This is a genomic window from Peptacetobacter sp., assembly GCF_029264495.1.
Classification (GTDB): domain Bacteria; phylum Bacillota; class Clostridia; order Peptostreptococcales; family Peptostreptococcaceae; genus Peptacetobacter.
Window position 1 is genome coordinate 34,936 of record NZ_JARIBH010000067.1, and the last position, 18,398, is coordinate 53,333.

General features: G+C 27.4%; 16 protein-coding genes. 2 read left to right on the forward strand and 14 right to left on the reverse strand.

The annotated features are described in order from the left end of the window. Positions 1-57: 57 nt before the first annotated feature. The 3 genes from argS to Q1J78_RS06205 all read right to left on the reverse strand — a co-directional run bounded on the left by argS (position 58) and on the right by Q1J78_RS06205 (position 4,849). The gene (argS, locus tag Q1J78_RS06195) at positions 58-1,755 is read right to left on the reverse strand and encodes an arginine--tRNA ligase (RefSeq protein ID WP_300277677.1); all 1,698 of its coding nucleotides are present in this window, start codon (positions 1,753-1,755) and stop codon (positions 58-60) included. Positions 1,756-1,915: 160 nt separating this feature from the next. Then, entirely contained in the window at positions 1,916-2,389 is a 474-nt protein-coding gene (locus Q1J78_RS06200; RefSeq protein WP_300277680.1) for a 2-thiouracil desulfurase family protein, read from the reverse strand. Positions 2,390-2,470: 81 nt separating this feature from the next. Continuing rightward, positions 2,471-4,849 carry an endonuclease MutS2 gene (locus Q1J78_RS06205; RefSeq protein WP_300277683.1) on the reverse strand — a complete coding sequence of 793 codons (2,379 nt, stop codon included), beginning with the start codon at positions 4,847-4,849 and terminating at the stop codon, positions 2,471-2,473. Positions 4,850-5,140: 291 nt separating this feature from the next. Here Q1J78_RS06205 and Q1J78_RS06210 point away from each other — a divergent pair, with 291 nt between their 5' ends. Then, complete coding sequence (locus Q1J78_RS06210; RefSeq protein WP_300277686.1) at positions 5,141-6,601, forward strand: aminoacyl-histidine dipeptidase; 1,461 nt, start codon at positions 5,141-5,143, stop codon at positions 6,599-6,601. Positions 6,602-7,464: 863 nt separating this feature from the next. On the opposite strand, the gene Q1J78_RS06215 is transcribed toward Q1J78_RS06210, so the two are convergent. The 5 genes from Q1J78_RS06215 to queG form a co-directional block, all read right to left on the reverse strand. Next, positions 7,465-8,475, reverse strand: coding sequence for a BMP family ABC transporter substrate-binding protein (locus tag Q1J78_RS06215; RefSeq protein WP_300277689.1), 1,011 nt, complete (start codon positions 8,473-8,475; stop codon positions 7,465-7,467). A 20-nt stretch (positions 8,476-8,495) separates the two neighbouring features. Next, a complete protein-coding gene (locus Q1J78_RS06220; protein ID WP_300277692.1) occupies positions 8,496-9,341 on the reverse strand; it encodes a DegV family protein in 846 nt (281 codons plus the stop codon). A 17-nt stretch (positions 9,342-9,358) separates the two neighbouring features. Next, positions 9,359-9,829, reverse strand: a complete 471-nt coding sequence (locus Q1J78_RS06225; RefSeq protein WP_300277695.1) for a tRNA (cytidine(34)-2'-O)-methyltransferase — start codon at positions 9,827-9,829, stop codon at positions 9,359-9,361. 82 nt (positions 9,830-9,911) lie between these two features. Then, positions 9,912-10,553, reverse strand: a complete 642-nt coding sequence (gene nth, locus Q1J78_RS06230) for an endonuclease III (RefSeq protein WP_300277698.1) — start codon at positions 10,551-10,553, stop codon at positions 9,912-9,914. Beyond that, on the reverse strand, positions 10,553-11,479 hold the full coding sequence (gene queG, locus Q1J78_RS06235) for a tRNA epoxyqueuosine(34) reductase QueG (protein WP_300277701.1): 927 nt from the start codon (positions 11,477-11,479) through the stop codon (positions 10,553-10,555). Before queG ends, nth begins: the two co-directional genes overlap by 1 nt. 110 nt (positions 11,480-11,589) lie before the next feature. On the opposite strand from queG, the gene Q1J78_RS06240 reads away from it, so the two are divergent. Further along, positions 11,590-12,036, forward strand: a complete 447-nt coding sequence (locus Q1J78_RS06240; RefSeq protein WP_300277704.1) for a RusA family crossover junction endodeoxyribonuclease — start codon at positions 11,590-11,592, stop codon at positions 12,034-12,036. A 61-nt stretch (positions 12,037-12,097) separates the two neighbouring features. On the opposite strand, the gene Q1J78_RS06245 is transcribed toward Q1J78_RS06240, so the two are convergent. The 6 genes from Q1J78_RS06245 to Q1J78_RS06270 all read right to left on the reverse strand — a co-directional run bounded on the left by Q1J78_RS06245 (position 12,098) and on the right by Q1J78_RS06270 (position 18,326). Continuing rightward, complete coding sequence (locus Q1J78_RS06245) at positions 12,098-12,925, reverse strand: deoxyribonuclease IV (protein WP_300277707.1); 828 nt, start codon at positions 12,923-12,925, stop codon at positions 12,098-12,100. Between the two features lie 69 nt (positions 12,926-12,994). Then, positions 12,995-13,546: a helix-turn-helix domain-containing protein gene (locus tag Q1J78_RS06250; protein ID WP_300277710.1), complete on the reverse strand. Its 552-nt coding sequence runs from the start codon at positions 13,544-13,546 to the stop codon at positions 12,995-12,997. Between the two features lie 256 nt (positions 13,547-13,802). Beyond that, positions 13,803-15,464, reverse strand: a complete 1,662-nt coding sequence (locus Q1J78_RS06255; RefSeq protein ID WP_300277713.1) for a nucleoside kinase — start codon at positions 15,462-15,464, stop codon at positions 13,803-13,805. Positions 15,465-15,484: 20 nt separating this feature from the next. After that, a complete protein-coding gene (locus Q1J78_RS06260; protein ID WP_300277716.1) occupies positions 15,485-16,279 on the reverse strand; it encodes a sugar phosphate isomerase/epimerase family protein in 795 nt (264 codons plus the stop codon). A gap of 15 nt (positions 16,280-16,294) precedes the next feature. After that, on the reverse strand, positions 16,295-16,948 hold the full coding sequence (gene lepB / locus Q1J78_RS06265) for a signal peptidase I (protein WP_334304968.1): 654 nt from the start codon (positions 16,946-16,948) through the stop codon (positions 16,295-16,297). 76 nt (positions 16,949-17,024) lie between these two features. After that, positions 17,025-18,326 (reverse strand): RsmF rRNA methyltransferase first C-terminal domain-containing protein, encoded by a 1,302-nt coding sequence (locus Q1J78_RS06270; protein WP_300277719.1) that lies wholly within the window; start codon positions 18,324-18,326, stop codon positions 17,025-17,027. Between the last annotated feature and the right edge of the window lie 72 nt (positions 18,327-18,398).

Genomic DNA, 18,398 nt, shown 5'->3' on the forward strand with positions numbered 1-18,398 from the left:
ACCTCTTTATAGAAAAAAGAGAGGCTTATATAAATAAACCTCTCATCTAAATCTAAACTACATTTTCTGTGGTGCATGCATTCCTAATAGTGCAAGACCATTTTCTATTGACTGTCTTGTCGCTTCCACAAGAGCAAGTCTTGCTTTTCTTAACTCAACATCATCAACAAGAATTGGATTGTCATGATAGAATTTATTGAATGCTTGAGCAAGATCTAATACAAATCTTGTTACTATATGAGGTTCATTCTTCTTCATTGACGCAAGTATGCATTTATTAAATGATTCTATAACTTTTAGAACTTCTGAACTTCCTTCATCTGAAAGTAAGCTATAATCTATATCAGAAGTAACCTCTTCATTTGCTTTTCTTAATACTGCACAACATCTAGCATGAGTATACTGTACATATGGTCCAGTTTCTCCATCAAAGCTAAGTGTTTTATCCCAAGAGAATGTGTAATCTTTTATTCTACTATTTGATAATTCTTGGAATACTACCGCTCCAACACCTACTTGTTTTGCTATTTCATCTACATTTGCAGCATTTGGATTTTTAGTAAGTATTATTTCCTTAGTTTTTTCTATAGCTTGTTTTAAAACATCTTCAAGGAATACTACTCTACCTTTTCTTGTAGACATTGTTCCACTTTCAAGTGCTACCATACCAAATGGAACATGAATTAAATCTTTTGACCATTCGTATCCCATAAGTTCTATAACTTTAAACCATTGTTCAAAGTGTAGTATTTGCTGTGATCCAACTACATATATACATTTATCAAAATCATAAGTTTCTTTTCTGTATATAGCTGCTGCTAAATCTCTTGTCATATATAATGTAGAACCATCATTTTTTGTTATTAAAGCTGGTGGCATATTATATTCTTCAAGTTCAACTATTTTGGCACCTCTAGATTCTTTAAGAAGTCCTTTTTCTTCTAATTCATTTACTACCCTATCCATTTTATCTGAATAGAAACTTTCTCCTGCAAGAGAATCAAATTCTATTTCAAGAAGGTCATATACTCTAGAGAATTCTTTTAAACTTTCATCTCTAAACCACTGCCATAATGCTTTAGCTTCTTCATCTCCATTTTCTAATTTTGTAAACCAAGCTCTAGCTTCATCTTCCATTTCTGGATGAGCTTCTGCTTCATCATGGAATCTAACATATAGTTTTAGTAATTCTGGTATTGGATTACTTTCTACAGTTTCTTTATCTCCCCATAATTTAAATGCTACTATTAATTTACCAAATTGTGTTCCATAGTCACCAAGATGATTTATTCTTATAGTTTTGTAGCCTTGAGAATCATATATTTTATAAAGAGCATTACCTATAACAGTAGTTCTTATATGTCCTATATGGAAAGGTTTTGCTATATTAGGTGAAGAATATTCAACTATTACAGTTTTATCTTTACCTATATCACTTTTACCATAGTTTTCTTTTTCTGTAAGTACTTTATTTATTACAGTTTCAGCTAATTTTGATTTATCAACGAAAAAGTTAACGTATCCTCCTAGCTGTACAACTTTTGATATAGCCCCTTTTGGTTCTATTTTTCCTGCTATATCTTCTGCTATCATATTTGGAGCTTTTCTAAATACTTTAGCTAATTTGAAACAAGGAAATGCATAATCTCCCATTTCTTTATTTGGTGGTATTTCTATTAAACTTTGTATTTCTTCTAAAGTAAGATCTTCTATCTGTTCTTTTAGACTTGAAGCAACTTCAAATTTAAAATCCATTTTTATTTCCTCCTCATATATATTCGAATTTATAATATAATAACTATATATAATCTTTTTATTTAATATGTAAAATTCATATTTTTCTCTATTTTACACAATTACACTTATCTCTCTATGTTAAATCAAATTCAACTATTTTTCAAGATATTTGAATAATTTAATAAATTTTATTTTTTATACTTTGATTTTCTAAATCTTTTTCACTAATTATTTCAATCCCATTGATTTCAAATAATGATGCTGTTACTCCTTTACCACTTTTTTTAATTCCTTTAAATTCCCCATTATGTATTTTATTGACTCCACAAGATGGACTTCCTTCTTTTAAAATTGCTTCTTTTACATTATATTTTTTTACTTCTTCTAAACTTATTTTAGCTCCTTTTAGATATTCATTTGTTACATCTTTTCCAATTCTAGATATTACCTTGCTTCTGTTTTTTATTACATCTATACCTTCACCATCTATTATTTCCGCTGCTTCTCTTGGTGTTTCTAGACCTCCACTACATTCTGGGCATATTGTTATATACTCTTTTCCTTTTAAGTATTTTAATACTGTTTCATTCTTATTGTTTCCACCATTATATTTGCAATTTTCTCCTATTAAACAAGCTGATACTGCTATCATTTTTCCTCCTATATACATTAATATAAATTATAGACAGAACTAATTAGCCCTGCCTATAACTTATATATTCATATTTTTAATTTATTTTAATGTAACTATGGTAACCCCTACGCCACCTTCTCCATATCCACCTTGTCTTTTCTTTTTGACATGTTTATTTCTTTTTAATACATCTTGTATTCCTGATTTCAACACTCCTGTTCCTATACCATGTATTATTGTTACTTGTTCAAGTCCAGCAACAGTGGCATCATCAAGATATTTTTCAACTTCAAGAGTTGCTTCTTCAAGATTCATTCCTCTTAAATCTACTTCTCCTTTTACTCTTCCTGATTTAGCTTTTATAACACTTCTTGTTTTCTTTGTAACTGTAGATTGTTGTTGATTTTTTATTCTTTGAAGAGATTTATATGGTAAAGTCATTTTCATTATACCTATTTGTACAACTGCTTCTTTCTTTTTATCATCTGCAGATACAACAGTACCTTCTTGATTTAATGTGATTACTCTTATATCTTCACCTGCTTTTAGATTTTTAATTTCTTTTGATGCTACTTTTGGCACTATCATACTTTTAACTGTCGGTTGTAAACTTCCCATAGAATCCGTTAATTCTTTTCTAAGCTGTTCTATTTGTCTATTTTTTTCTTTTGATGCTCTTTGATTCTCTAATTCTTTTAGATGTTTTATAATTTCATCTACTTCCTCTTTTGCCTGTCTTGTTATAGAGAACGCTTCAGATTTAGCTCGTTCTATCATTTTTTCTTTTTGGTTTATTATCTTATCTAATTTTTCAGCTTCTTTATCTCTAATTTGCTGTATTTCTAATTTTAATTTTTCAGCTTCTGCTCTGTCTTCTTCTGCCTTTATTCTATTCTTTTCAACGTTTTGTAAAAGATCTTCAAGTTCTATATTGTCTGTATTTATAAATTCTTTAGCTCTATCTATTATATAATCTCTAAGACCTAATTTTTTAGATATTTCAAATGCATTTGATTTACCAGGAACACCTATTAATAATTTATATGTTGGACTAAGTGTTTCTATATTAAATTCTACGGCTGCATTTTCAACACCTTTTTTAGTAAGAGCATAGTTTTTAAGTTCACTATAATGAGTTGTTGCTATACATTTAGCTCCTGCCATTTTTACATCTTCAAGTATCGCTATTGCAAGAGCTGCCCCCTCTATAGGATCTGTTCCTGCACCAAGTTCATCAAATATAACAAGAGAATTTTCAGTAACATTTTCTAAAATCGATACTATTCTAGTCATATGAGATGAAAATGTAGATAAACTTTGTTCTATACTTTGTTCATCTCCTATATCTGCAAATACATTATCATACACACACATACTACTTCCAAAATCTGCTGGTATATGAAGTCCACTTTGTGTCATAAGTGCAAATAATCCAACTGTTTTTATTGTTACTGTTTTACCTCCAGTATTTGGACCAGTTATGACAAGTGTATGGAATTCATCTCCAAGATAAATAGTATTTGCAACAACTTTTTTAGGGTCTAAAAGAGGATGGCGTCCATTTTTTATAACAAATTTTTTATCTTCATTTAGTTTAGGATCTATACCTTTCATTTGAAGAGATAGTTTCCCTTTTGCAAATATAAAATCAATTTTTTCCAATATTTCTTGATTTGAAATAATCTCTCTAGATACTTCTCCAATCATTCTAGATAATTCTGATAATATTCTTTCTATTTCTTCCTGTTCATCTAATTTTAACTTTCTAAGTTCATTATTCATTTCCACTATACTCATAGGCTCTATAAATAATGTTGCCCCTGATGATGATTGATCATGTACTATACCACTTACAACAGATCTATACTCTGCCTTTACAGGTATTACAAATCTATCTCCTCTCATAGAAATTATACTATCTTGTAAATACTTTTGATATGTTGATGAAGATATTATAGAGTTTAATTTTGATCTTATAGATTGATTTTTTTGTACTATTCTTCTTCTTATATCTCTCAATGTAGATGAAGCACTATCCGCTATTTCAAGTTCACTAACTATAGCATTGTATATAGCATCTTCTATTTCTTTATGTATATATAAAGATGTTGTTAGTGATTGTATTATCGGATAATTAAAGTCTTCTTCTTCATCTCCAGAAAGACTATTTGAAAGAACTCTCGCTGCTCTTAATGTATCTGCCACCATTAATAGACTAGCTGGATCAAGAGAAGCCCCTATTTCTGCTCTTTTTACTTTATCTAAAACATCATGTATTCCCCCTAAATTTACATGACCTCTTTTTATTAATATTGATTGTGCTTCTGTAGTTTCTTGTAATCTATATTTTACTTCCTCAAATTCTGAACTTGGTTCTAATCTCTCTATTCTCTTAAGTCCCAAAGATGATGATGCTTTTGATTTTAAAATTTCTATAATTTTATCAAATTCAAGAACTTTAAATGATTTTTTATCCATTTTATCCCTTCTTTCTAAGAAAATTTTTAAATTTTTTTATTAATTATCATTTTTATAAATTATATAAATAAATATAAAACGTTGATTTTTCAAACATCTTAGGAAAATCGATTTCTTTTTCAAAAAAAGTTTTCCGATTTTAGATATAATTTTGACGTTTTCCAATGTTTTTTTTCGTATTTTGTATTATACTGTTAATGTAGCTATTTAATATTATACATAATCAGACTTTATTTGTATAATAAAAAGCAATTTTATTTATTCTTATTTTATTCAGGAGGACTTTATAAAATGTCAAACGTATTAGGACACTTAGAACCAAAAAAAGTTTTTGAAGCTTTTGAAGCAATGAACCAAATCCCAAGAGCTTCTTATCACGAAGAAGCAGTTAGTAACTGGTTAAAAGAATTCGGTGAAAAATTAGGATTAGATACTACTCAAGATGAAGCTGGTAACATAATAATAAGAAAACCTGCTACTCCAGGATATGAAAATTGTCCAGGTGTTATACTTCAGGGACATATGGATATGGTTCCTGTAAGAGGAAAAGGATCTAACCATAATTTTGATACTGATCCAATAGAAATGAAAATAGTAGATGATATGATTTACGCTAACAACACTACTCTAGGTGCTGATAACGGTATCGCAGTTGCTATGTCTTTAGCTATATTAGAAGACAATACTTTAAAACATCCAGCATTAGAAGCTGTTTTCACAGTAAATGAAGAAAGTGGTATGACTGGTGCTTATGCTTTAGATGCATCTCAATTAAAAGGTAAATACCTTCTTAATATAGACTCTGAAGAAGAAGGATGCTTCACTATAGGTTGTGCTGGTGGTAAAACTCCACTTCTAACTTTAGATAAAGAATACAAAGATGCTTGCAGTTGCAAAAAAGCATTAAAATTTGCTGTTACTGACTTACTTGGTGGTCATTCTGGACAGGAAATACAGTTACAAAGAGCCAATGCAACTAAAATTGTTGTAAGAATGTTAAATATGCTTTCAGTTGAATTTGATTTAGCTGACTTAACTGGTGGTACTATGCACAATGCTATACCTAACCATGCAGAAGCAGTTATATTAGTTTCTGATGTTGATGCTGCAAAAGCTGAACTAGAAGAATTATTTAACAAATTTAGAGCAGAGTTCTCTGTTTCTGAACCTCATATGAACTTAGTATTTGAAGATGCTTCAGTTGAAAAAGTATATACTGATGAATTTAAAACAAAATTATTAACATTATTAACATTATTACCACATGGTGTTAATTCTTACACTGTAAATGAAGATGGTAGCCTTGATACTTCATTACCTGAAAGTTCAACAAATATGGCTATAGTTGCAAATGACGGAGATCAAGTTAAAGTTACTTTCTCAATAAGAAGTGCTAGAGAAACTATAAAAGAAGAAATAGCTAAAAGAGTTGAATTATTAGCTGCTGATTTAGGATGCAAATTCGAAATAATAGCAGGATATCCAGCTTGGGAAGTTATACCTCACTCTACAATAGAAAAAATATGTACAGCTTCTTGGGAAAAATTAACTGGAAAAACTCCAGAAATAATAGCTATACATGCAGGTCTTGAATGTGGTCTTCTTCTTGATAAAATGGAAGGTGTAGAAGCTATATCTATAGGACCAGATATGTATGATGTTCACTCTGAAAAAGAACATTTAAATATACCATCAACTAAAAACTGCTACGAATTCGTTCTTGATGTATTAGAATCAATGAACCAATACTAAGATTTAGATACAAATTTAAAATTGAATAAATAATAGCTTAAAGAGATTGTGTAATTTTTTTTCACAGTCTCTTTTTTATATTTACAAAATAAAAAAATTATAGACACCACCTTGTCATCATCTGACTTTTCAAGAGGTGGTGTCTATAATATATCACCGTTTTTCTTTACCATTTTATTATTTGTCCTTTTTAATCTATATTAATTTTGTTTATTAATTATTATTTATACATCTAAATCGCGTTTAATATCTGTTTCTATATATATTTAGATGATTTAATCTATATAAACAATTGTTATATTACCCTATAACATATTTGATAGTTTATAACGAATCCATTTTCGGATCCACTTGCTTTAACCTTTAATTTTAAAATCCTTTTGCAAATTATTTTAGTTCTATTTTATAAATAATGTTTTACTACTTTTCCCAGAGGTTTTTATTTTTTAGAATAAAGTTTCAAATTGCTTTTGCTTTTTAGAGAATAGATTCTTATATCAGTATTTTACTTTTAATTTATATTGTAAATAATTTAAAATTTATAATACTAATATATTCGTTATATTTTCATTGGACTCACCACTTTCTATCTATATTTTTGGATTCTATCCAAATATTGTGTCTAGCTTTTTATTATTAATAAGTTAGGTTTTAAAAGCTTTTTTCTTTTTCTTTAATTGAATTATATCACCCTAAATGAAGGATGTCAATTATTTTTCAGAATATTTTTTTAATTCTTTCTTTTTTAATTTTTTTATTATTTTTCCATAAAAAAAGCAAGATATTTAATAATAATACCTTGCTTTTTGCCACATAATTTTTTTTATATATATTTTTTTAAAATATATTTAAACTTTTATAGTTTAATTTTGATTTGAATATTCTTCTTTAAGTGCTTTACTTAGAGAGCTTAATACATCTGGTGGAACTGTATTTTCAGTGGATGGAGATAATGCTATTGCTTTTTCTGCTACTCCATATTTTATATTTTGACCACCTTTAAAATCATTTCCTCCATCATATACCATTGAACAAAGATTATAAACTGCTTTTGAATAGCTTTTTGTTATTGAGGCGATTACTTTATCTTTGTTATAATGATACTGATCTTTATTTATCGCTATAACCTTTGAATAATTACTATTTACAGAATCTATTGCAATTTTTGAATCATCTTCTGTTGGTGAGAATACAATATCTGCACCATAATATTCTGAATCTACAATTGCATTTTTGGCATCTTCTTTGGAATCATATATATTTATATTTCTAACTATAATTTCTGGACTTTTATCATTTGATTTTTTTATCCCTTTTTCAAAACCTCTTCTATATAGTTTTTCACTACTTCCAGATATTCCACCTATATATGCTACTTTATTTTTTGAAGTCATTTTCCCTGCTATAAAGCCTGCTATAAAACCAGATCTTTCATCATCAAATGTTATAGTAGCTAAATTTTTAGGGATTTTTCCTTCAACAGTTCCATCAATTATAGCGAAATCTTGATTCGGATATTTTTCAGCATAAGCATTTATTATTTTTTCAAATCTAGGTCCAGCACCTATTATCAATGATGTTTTACCACCTTTGATAAGTACATCTATATTACTTTTTATATCATCTGTTCCTGAACACTTTATAATTCTACCGTCTATTCCTAGTTCAGATTCAGCCTCTGATAGTCCTTCTCTAGCTGATGAAATAAGTGTTTCTCCAGCTTCACCTTCTGTATCCGTCAATAGAGTTACATTTACTGTATCTGATACTATTTCTTCTTTTTCTTTACTTTTATCAAATAATCCACATCCAACAAGACTAGTTCCAATTATAATAGCAGAAATAGATGAAATTATAACTTTTCCTAATCTCATCTTATCCTCCATAAAATAATTTATTTTTTAAGACAAATTAATCCCATAGCTCCTGGACCTGAATGTGTTCCTATTCCTGTCCCTATTTGGAATAGTTCAACTTTGTCTGGATTAAGATTTTCTTTTATACTATTGACAAACTTATCTATTTCTTTTTTATCATTATCTGTATATCCTACATAAACAGTTTGTCCTGATAAATCTTTACATTCACTTTTTGCAAGTTCAACCATTTTAGATATTAAATTCTTCTTACCTCTAACTTGAGATAATTGTGATACTAAACCATCTTTTACATATAATATTGGTTTTATATTTAATATATTACCTATAGCTGCTTTTGTAGATGAAATTCTTCCGCCTTTTTGTAAATATTCAAGTGTATCTGCACAGAACATAACAAAAACTTTTTCTTTCATTTCTTCAAGTGAATTTAGTATTTCATCAATATTTTTTCCTTCATCTCTAAGTTTTACAGCTTCTACAACAAATCTACCTATACCATAGCAAACTTGTTGTGAATCAAATACTCTTATATCTCCATCTATGTCATTTTTAGCCATAACAGCACTTTGGTAAGTACCTGTAGCTGTTGATGATGCAGCTATATATAGTATGCTTGTTTCTTCATCAATGTATTTTTCAAAAACTTCTTTAAATTGTGCATATGTAACTTGAGATGTTTTTGGATATACATTTTCTTCTTTTAATTTTTTATAAAAATCATCTTTTGAAATATCTATTCCATCTTTATACTCTTTGTCTTCTATTATAACTGTCAAAGGTATCATTTCTATATCATTTTTTTTAGCCATATCTATATCTATATCAGAAAGACTATCGCATATTATCTTTATTTTTTTCATATATTTTCTCCTTTTATTTATCTCATTCCAGGGTAATCAAGCTGTCTCATAGCCTCATAAGTCATAACAGCAACAGCATTTGAAAGATTTAAACATCTAGCTCTTTCTAAATCGAGCATAGGTATTCTTGCACAATCTTCTATATGTCTTTCTATTATTTCTTTTGATAAACCTTTTGTTTCACTTCCAAAAACAAGAAAACATCCATCTTTATACTCTACATCCGTATGTGTTCTTTTTACTTTACTTGTTCCTAACACATACTGTGCATCTGGATATTTTTCTTCTAGTTCTTCAAAATTTTCATATATTTTAACATCAGCTATATCCCAATAATCTAAACCACATCTTTTTAAATGTTTATCTGTAAGTTCAAATCCTAATGGTTTTATAAGGTGAAGTTTTGCACCTGTAACTGCACATGTTCTTATTATATTCCCTGTATTGTGTGGTATTTCAGGTTCTACTAAAACTATATTAATCGCCATGTTTTATTCCTCCTAATTATAACTTTTTTAATTCAATTATTTAAAATAATATTATATCCAATTTAAAACTATTCTCAATGTTTTATTTTACTATCTCTAAAAAATAATTACAATGCTTTTTTATCGGGCAGACGGTACATTCTGGTTTTCTAGCCTTACATATTCTTCTTCCTAAAAATATAAATAAGTGGTGTGCTTTTGACCATCTTTCTTTAGGAAGAACTTCCATAAGTGCAAATTCAGTTTTTTCTGGTGTTTGAGTATGTACTATACCTATTCTATTTACAATTCTAAACACATGTGTATCTACTGGTATAGCTGGATGTCCAAATGCATTACTAAGAACTACACCTGCAGTTTTTCTTCCCACTCCAGGAAATTTGATTAACTCTTCTAAAGAATCTGGTACTTCTGAATTATAATTCTCATAAAGTATCTCCGATGTCATTTTTATTTTTTTAGCTTTACTTTTGTAAAGTCCACAGCTCTTTATCATTTCACCAATTTCTTCTTCTGTAAGATTTGCAAATTGCTTTGGAGTGTTGCAAACTTTGAACATTTCATCTGTCACTTTATTTACTCTAATATCCGTACATTGAGCTGACAGTATTGTTGCAACCAATAACTCAAATGGTGTTTTATAATTTAATTCACATTCTGCATTTGGAAATTCTATTTCCAATAAATCTAGAATTTCATTTATTTCTTTTGAACTTTTTGACATTAATCTTTTTCCTCCATAATTTCAAGATTTCTTTTTATAATTCCTTTTCCTCTCCAAGAAAATGCTCTATCAAAATATTTTCGTTTAAATTCTCTATTAGATATTTGATTTATCTCGTCTATGTTCAAATTTTTTATTATATTATTTTTAAACTCTTCAATATTCGTATATTCTATATTCTTATTGTGAGGGCATACTTTTTGACATATATCACAACCAAATATAATTTTATTTTTTTTCATAACATTTTTTTCTATTTCTGTTAATTCCCCTTTTTTTTGTGTTATATAAGAAAGACATTTTTTTGCATTCATATTATAATTATCTAAAAGTGCATTTCCTGGGCAATTTTTTATACATTTTTTACATTTTAGACAAGTTTTATTTATAGGTTCATCTTTTTCTATATCTAAATTTGTTACAATATAACCTATAAATACATAAGAACCATATTTTTCCGTTATTATACTTCCATTTAACCCAAAAAATCCTATCCCTGATAGATATGCTAAGTGCCTATCAACTAAAGGTCCATTATCTACAAATATTTCTGTTTTTAAGTTTTCCTTTTTAGTAAATTTTTCTTTAATTTTTGAACATATATTTTCCATTATACCCCTAACAACTATATGATAATCGTATCCTCTGCAATAACAAGATAAGTTTGAATTTTCTATTTCTCCTATATAATATGGAAAAGCTGCAACAATTAGAGATTTAGCATCTTCCATTATTAAAGTTGCATCCAATCTTTTTTCTATATCCTTCTCTTCCATTCCACTTAGAAATCCATCTTCTTCTCTTTTTTTTAGTATTTTTTTTAGATTTTCATCAAATTTTACTGGTGCTATCCCACAATATTCTATTCCATAATCTTTAAAAATATCTTTTATAATTTCATTATTTGATTTTTTTTTATTTGACAAAATGCTCCTCCTTTTATTATTTCAGAAACATTCAATTTGATTTAACAACATTAAAAAAGTATAATGTTATTATTAATATGATAACATAATTTAAATAAAGGTGGTAAGTTATGATAAAACTAGTAATACCAGGAAGGCCTATTAGCAAGTCTAATTTTAAGTTGCACAATATAAATGGTCAGGCTTGGATGCCTTCAAAAGGTAAATATTCAAAATATCTCGCTTATGAGAATATGATTGCAGGATATGTAAATCAACAGTATTTTGGCGAACAAATAGAAGAAAATTTAATAACTGTCTTAAAACTATATTTCCCAAATAAAAAAATGGGTGATTTACATAATTATCCTAAAAGTATTTGTGATGGACTTGAAAAAAGCGGAATTATAAAAAATGATAAACAGTTAAAACCCGTTATGCTTTTTGATTTTATAGATAAAGAAAACCCCCGTGTTGAAATAGAATTATATCCTGTATCTGAGTATTCTATAGAGTATAATATTTTTAAAAATAATCCTATAAATAACTCAGATAAAAAAACTAAAAATAATAAGTAATAAAATAAAACAGTATTTCTACTGTTTTATTTTATATCAATATTTTTTAATTTTTAATAATTTATATATTATTTTTTATCATCTCTATTTCTCTAGCATGACCATCTTCATCATAAGGTGTTTCTAAGAAAAATGGTATTTCTTTTAATTTGGGGTGATTTACAATTTCTAAAATAGCTTTCATTCCTATTTCTCCTTCACCTATTCCCGCATGTCTATCTTTATTATTATTAAAAGGCATCATACTATCATTTAAGTGTATAGTTTTTAGCCTTTCAAGACCTATTATCCTATCAAATTCCTCTAGTACACCATCTAAGTCATTTACTATATCATATCCTGCTGAAAATACATGGCATGTATCCATACACACACCAATTTTTTCATTATGTTCTACACCGTCTATTATAGCTTTTATTTCTTCAAAATTTCTTCCTATTTCAGTTCCTTTTCCAGACATTGTTTCAAGTAGTACTGTTATATTTTCTTCTCCTGTTATAGCTTGATTAAGTCCATCTACTATTTTTTTTATTCCTGTTTCTACTCCACTTCCTACATGACTTCCTGGATGAAAACAAATATACTCTACACCTATTGAATCCATTCTTTTAATATCTTCTTTTATTATTTTTTTTGCAAAATCATATGTATCATCATTTGCTGCTGCTAAATTCATAGTATATGGTGCATGAGCTAATAACTTCCCAAAGTTATTTTCTTTTCTTATATCTTGGAATGCCTTTAAATCCTTTTCGTTAAATTCTTTTGCATTTCCTCCTCTTGGGTTTCTACTGAAAAACTGAAATGTATTAGCTCCCATATCTACTGTAATTTGAGCTGCTTTTTTAAATCCCTTTGCAATCGAAACATGAGCTCCTATTGTAAACATAAATAACCTCCATTTTATATTGTTTTGCATAAAAAAAGAGGATTTAATATATCCTCTTTTTTATATCTATTATTTTTCTGGTATTGAAACAAATGCTACTTCGTAACATTCTCTATCAGATGATCTATTTTCTCTTGTTGATATTTCGTTTAATTTTTTATAAAGAGTTTCTCTAAGTTCTATAGCCTCTTCTTTTGTTAGCTCGACATTGTGGAAATCTTCTATATTTGAATTGTTTAACTTACCAGCTTCAGCTGCATTGAAAAACGCTTCACTTACATCTTCAAATTTTGTAACATAAAAATCATCATCTTTGTCTTCATTTTCTCTTTCTAAAGAAAAATTAAACACATTTTTACCTATCTCTATACATTTTGCTGTTGGATAGTAATATTTTTCAACTATTCCAGACTTTATTTTTTCCTCTACTAAATCTAATATACCTACTTTATAAAGCATTTTTATATGATAGTTTATTTTAGCATGAGGTTCTTCCAAAATTTCTGATAGCTGTTTTGCAGATAGCGGAGAATTTTTAAATTGGTTTAATATTTCTATTCTCTTTGGATGTGCTACTGCTTTTATGCATTCTAAATCTCTTAAAACCATTACCTCTTTCATTATTCTCTCTCCTAAAATTATAATATAAATCATTTAACTTAATTATAGCTTAACAAGAGTTAGCTTGTCAAAAAAATTATTATGTTATTAAATTTTTTGATAATTTAATTTTTCTTTATTTATATTCTTTTTTATATAACATTTCATATTAAAATTATTTAACTATAAATCCATTAATATAATTATTGTATTTGATTCTAACTATGAATTATTTAAAATATTTTTTATTAATAGTTTAAATTATAATTTTAATAGATTAAACTATTTTACTTCCACCTATAAATTCTCTAATAATTGATGTCGATGGAATATCAGAAGTATCTTCAATATTTGCAAAATACTGCATAAAACTTAAAATTCTAGCAGCTTCTAAGTACTCCTTACTTTCAATGTTCACTTCTTTTAATAGTGGATCCACAAATTTTTTTAGTACTGATAATTCATATACACAAGCTGAATTAAACATTACATCTGCTTCTTCTTGATAAGGGAAAATATTCTCTCTTTCTCCTTCTCTTACATTTTTCCAACTTTTTATTGTTTCCTCAGCACTATAACCTCTAAAATTAAAATCTCTGACTATTCTTCTAACCAATCTTAAATCAGTTGTCGGTATTCTATTATGTGAATCAAGATTTATTTGAGTAAGTGCACTTATATATATTCTAAATTTTTTTTCATTATCTATATGCTTTGTCAGCTCTGGATTAAGCCCATGTATTCCCTCAATTATTATTGATTCATTTTCTTTTATAGATAATTTTTCACCTGTGAAAATTCTTTTTCCTGTTTTAAAATCGTATTTTATTTTTTCTATTTCTCCACCATTTAATAAAATATTCATATCTTCATTAAATTTCTCAACATCTATAGCTTTTATCGACTCATAATCATATGATCCATCTTCTTTTTTAGGAGTATGCTCTCTTTCAATAAAATAATCATCTAGTGAAATAGCTCTTGATTTTACTCCACTTACCTTCATTTGAATTGAAAGTCTATGTGCAAAACTAGTTTTACCAGATGAGGATGGAGCAGCTATTAATATAACCTTACTTCCTCTTTCTTTTATCATATCTGCTATTTGTGAAATCTTTTTTTCATGAAGTGCTTCTACAATTCTTATAACTTCACCATAATTTCCCTGTTCTATAATCCTATTCAAATCTATAACATTCATTACACCTAGTTTAGTAGCCCACTCTTCTGATTCATCATATATATTGGATAATTTAGGTTGGTCTACAAATTTTTCAGGAACCGAAGCATCTTCAGAAGATGGCCCCATCAATACTACACCTTTCTTATATTTTACAATATCAAATACATCTGTATATTTAGTTGAAGGAGGCATCATTCCATAAAAATGATCTATATATCCTTCACATTCATATATTTTTGCTTTATCTTCATCTTTTTTTTCAATTAATTCTGCTTTATCAATTCTTCCAAGTATTCTAAAGATTTGACCTATTTCCATTTTATTTATTTCTACTTTTTTTATAGGACAATCTGCAGATATTATATTTCTCATTTTAGACTTTATATTTTCGATATCTTTATCTGTTAATTCTCTTCCTATATCTATTGTATAGTACATTCCATTTGACAAAGAATGTTCTACAGTAACTTTAGCTTTTTCAAATAATTTTCTACAAGCTGTTATAAAAACAAAAGAAAGTCCTCTAAAATATACTCTTGCACCATCTTCATTGTAAAAGTCTAAAAGTTCTATTTCTTCTCCGTTGTAAACCTTTTCATACAAATCGCAAAGTTTATTTCCTTTTAATGCAGCTGTTACAACACCATCGTGATTTTTACTTAATCTATCTGCAATATCAGATAAAAAAATAAAATCTTCATTTTTATTTTCAAATACTTCAATTTTATTATCAACTTTAATCTCTATTACTCCCATTTTAAAACCTCCAACAAAGCTTATTTAGGTTTAAAAAAATCTTTTACATTTTTTATACTTTCTTCAATATAATCATACTTAACTTCTATTACTGCATAATCTGGATTCATATCAATAGCTTTTTTTAAATCTACCTTTTTTAAACGTCCACAAAATATACCTAGATGATTATCTTCCTCACCATTACAGTCGCTTATATGTACAACTTTTGTCAAATCTTTTAATGAAAAATAATCATCTTTATTTAATATATAATGTCCTGTATCAAAACAAAAATATGGACTTTTATTTTTCAATCTAATTTCTTTTGTATTTTCAAAAATATATTTAAATTCTTCTTTTGTAGTTCCTGTGTTTATAACATCTCCTTTTGTTAAGTTATAAGAATTTTCTACAGTTACAATTGGTTTTATAGATAACTTTTCTAAATAATCATTTAATTTCAAAAAGAAATCTACACTATTTTTCATATATTTACAATTATTTTTTAGAAATCTATTCTTTATAGCATATCCCATATGAATATTAAAATATGATGGATTAAATTTTTCTAAGCTCTTACACATTTCAAAACAAAATTTAGCCCAATTTTCTCTTATAAACTCTATATTTTCAGATGTATTTATTTCCATTGCTAAATGAATCCCTATAGACAAGCCAAGCTCCTTTATCTTATCGATAAAAGGAGCTATTTCATCTATTTGATTAGCTGTATCTATACCTATTTCTATATGATTTATAAAATCTTTATTTTTTTCTATTATATTAAGTACTTTATCAATTTCATAATATAAACAAGCAACACCTATTCTCATATTTACTTTTCCTCTTTAGTCTACAGAACCGAAATCAGAAACTGGTAATAATCTTAACATTACATGTCCCATAACATCTTTTTTGTCAACAAGACCAACTTCTTGACTTCTACTATCAAGACTATTTACTCTATTATCACCCATTACAAATAATTTATTTTTAGGTACAGTTATATCAATATTTCCTTCTGTAACAATTCCTTCATCTAAATAAGGTTCATAAATTTCTTTTCCATTTATTTTTACTGTTCCATTTTCTATTTGAATATGGTCTCCTTCTACACCAATAACTCTTTTTACAAGATCTTTTCCTCTACTATCATCATGAAGAATAAAATCTACAGCTCTTCTTATTATTCCTCTTGTTTCTATTGATAAATCTGAAAATCCATCTATTGGCATATCAGTATCAAATATTATTATTTCGCCTCTCTTAGGATTTGATACTTTATATTTCATTGTATTTATTATTAAATAATCTCTATCATTAAGTGTAGAATACATTGATAGTCCATCTACTCTTGTAGGTCTAATAAATTGTACTGCTATGGCAGCTATTATTATAGCTGTTACCATTATACTTACCCATTCCTTTATTATCATACAATTTGTCTTTTTCTGTTCTTCTTTTTTTTGCTTATTTTTATCTATTCTTCCCAAACATTTCATCTCCTATCTTAATCATCTTTCTTTTTGAAATATAACTATACTATATCACTTTTTCTTAAATTAGTCTTATATTTTTCTAAAGTTGAACTTTTCTTCTAAGTCCTTTAGGATATCTGTTTTTTATAACTCCTCCAGATTCTTTTCCCCATCCTAAAGAAATACCTTCAACTCCTACTATTATCCATCCTCTACTTTCACCAGTATTTATAATATCACCACTCATATATGATTTTATTTCATTTGAATCAAATTTGAAATCAGCAAAGTTTTTAACATCATTTTTATTTAAATAATGTGCTAATGCATGAGATGGCTCAAACCTATTTTTCTTTAATTCTCCTAAATGTAGTCCTTGTCTTAATAATTTTAATTTTTTAGTATCTGGAGCATCTTTTGGCATAAGATATATATTTTCACCTCTTACAAAAAATTCTCCATCTAATTTTATATTCATAAATTTATTTTCAAATTCTCTATAAAGTTTTAATTCTTTATCTATCTTCTTAAATTTAGCTACTTTTGTAGAACATTCTTCATCATCATGCTTTATAATTTTTGCAACAAAATGACCTTCTCCTTTTATTTTATGAGGCCACAATCTTTCTTTTAGTACAATTTCAGCATTTTCATATTCTTTTTTTAGGCCATCTATTATCTCTTCATTTTCTTCTATAGAAAAAGTACATGTAGAATATACTAATGTCCCTCCATTTTTTAACATTTTATATCCATCTCTTATAATTTCATATTGAATATCTCTACACTCTATAACTTTAGAATAATTCCAATCTAATATAGCATTTTCATCTTTTCTAAACATTCCTTCTCCTGAACAAGGTGCATCTATTATCACCTTATCAAAATATCCTCTAAATACTTTTAAAAGTCCTTTTGAATCTGTATTTGTTATTATACTATTTGCTGAACCAAATCTTTCAATATTTTCTCCAAGTGCCTTTATTCTAGTATTATTTATTTCATTTGATACTAAAATTCCTGTATTGTTTAATTTTGATAATATATATGTGGATTTTCCCCCTGGTGCAGCACACATATCCAAAACTTTTTCTCCTTCTCTTATATCAGCCTTTGGTACAACACTCATAGCTGATGGTTCTTGCATATAATAAGCCCCTGCATCATGTAATGGATTTTTGCCTGGTTTATACAAATCTTCATCATAGTAAAATCCTTCTTCTGACCATGGTATATCTTCCATATTATAATTTAATATATTTTTTAATTTATCTTTTTCTATTTTCATAGTATTTACTCTAATTGCAGTAGTCTTTTTCTGATTATAACTTTTTATAAAATCATCAAATTCTTCTCCTAAAATTTCTTTAACATCTTTTAAAAATCTTTCTGGTAAATTCATATTATCTGCTACTCAAAATATAGACAAATGAATATTTTGTCGAGTAACTTCCTCCTCTTTTTTATTTATTCA

Coding starts and splice junctions, on each gene's coding strand:
- Q1J78_RS06200 (WP_300277680.1), bottom strand. CDS start 2,389: ATGATAGCAGTATCAGCTTGTTTAATAGGAGAAAATTGCAAATATAAT.
- Q1J78_RS06225 (WP_300277695.1), bottom strand. CDS start 9,829: ATGGCGATTAATATAGTTTTAGTAGAACCTGAAATACCACACAATACA.
- Q1J78_RS06210 (WP_300277686.1), top strand. CDS start 5,141: ATGTCAAACGTATTAGGACACTTAGAACCAAAAAAAGTTTTTGAAGCT.
- Q1J78_RS06250 (WP_300277710.1), bottom strand. CDS start 13,546: ATGAAAGAGGTAATGGTTTTAAGAGATTTAGAATGCATAAAAGCAGTA.
- Q1J78_RS06240 (WP_300277704.1), top strand. CDS start 11,590: ATGATAAAACTAGTAATACCAGGAAGGCCTATTAGCAAGTCTAATTTT.
- Q1J78_RS06260 (WP_300277716.1), bottom strand. CDS start 16,279: ATGAGAATAGGTGTTGCTTGTTTATATTATGAAATTGATAAAGTACTT.
- Q1J78_RS06215 (WP_300277689.1), bottom strand. CDS start 8,475: ATGAGATTAGGAAAAGTTATAATTTCATCTATTTCTGCTATTATAATT.
- nth (WP_300277698.1), bottom strand. CDS start 10,553: ATGTCAAAAAGTTCAAAAGAAATAAATGAAATTCTAGATTTATTGGAA.
- lepB (WP_334304968.1), bottom strand. CDS start 16,948: ATGAAATGTTTGGGAAGAATAGATAAAAATAAGCAAAAAAAAGAAGAA.
- Q1J78_RS06270 (WP_300277719.1), bottom strand. CDS start 18,326: ATGAATTTACCAGAAAGATTTTTAAAAGATGTTAAAGAAATTTTAGGA.
- Q1J78_RS06245 (WP_300277707.1), bottom strand. CDS start 12,925: ATGTTTACAATAGGAGCTCATGTTTCGATTGCAAAGGGATTTAAAAAA.
- Q1J78_RS06255 (WP_300277713.1), bottom strand. CDS start 15,464: ATGGGAGTAATAGAGATTAAAGTTGATAATAAAATTGAAGTATTTGAA.
- argS (WP_300277677.1), bottom strand. CDS start 1,755: ATGGATTTTAAATTTGAAGTTGCTTCAAGTCTAAAAGAACAGATAGAA.
- Q1J78_RS06220 (WP_300277692.1), bottom strand. CDS start 9,341: ATGAAAAAAATAAAGATAATATGCGATAGTCTTTCTGATATAGATATA.
- Q1J78_RS06205 (WP_300277683.1), bottom strand. CDS start 4,849: ATGGATAAAAAATCATTTAAAGTTCTTGAATTTGATAAAATTATAGAA.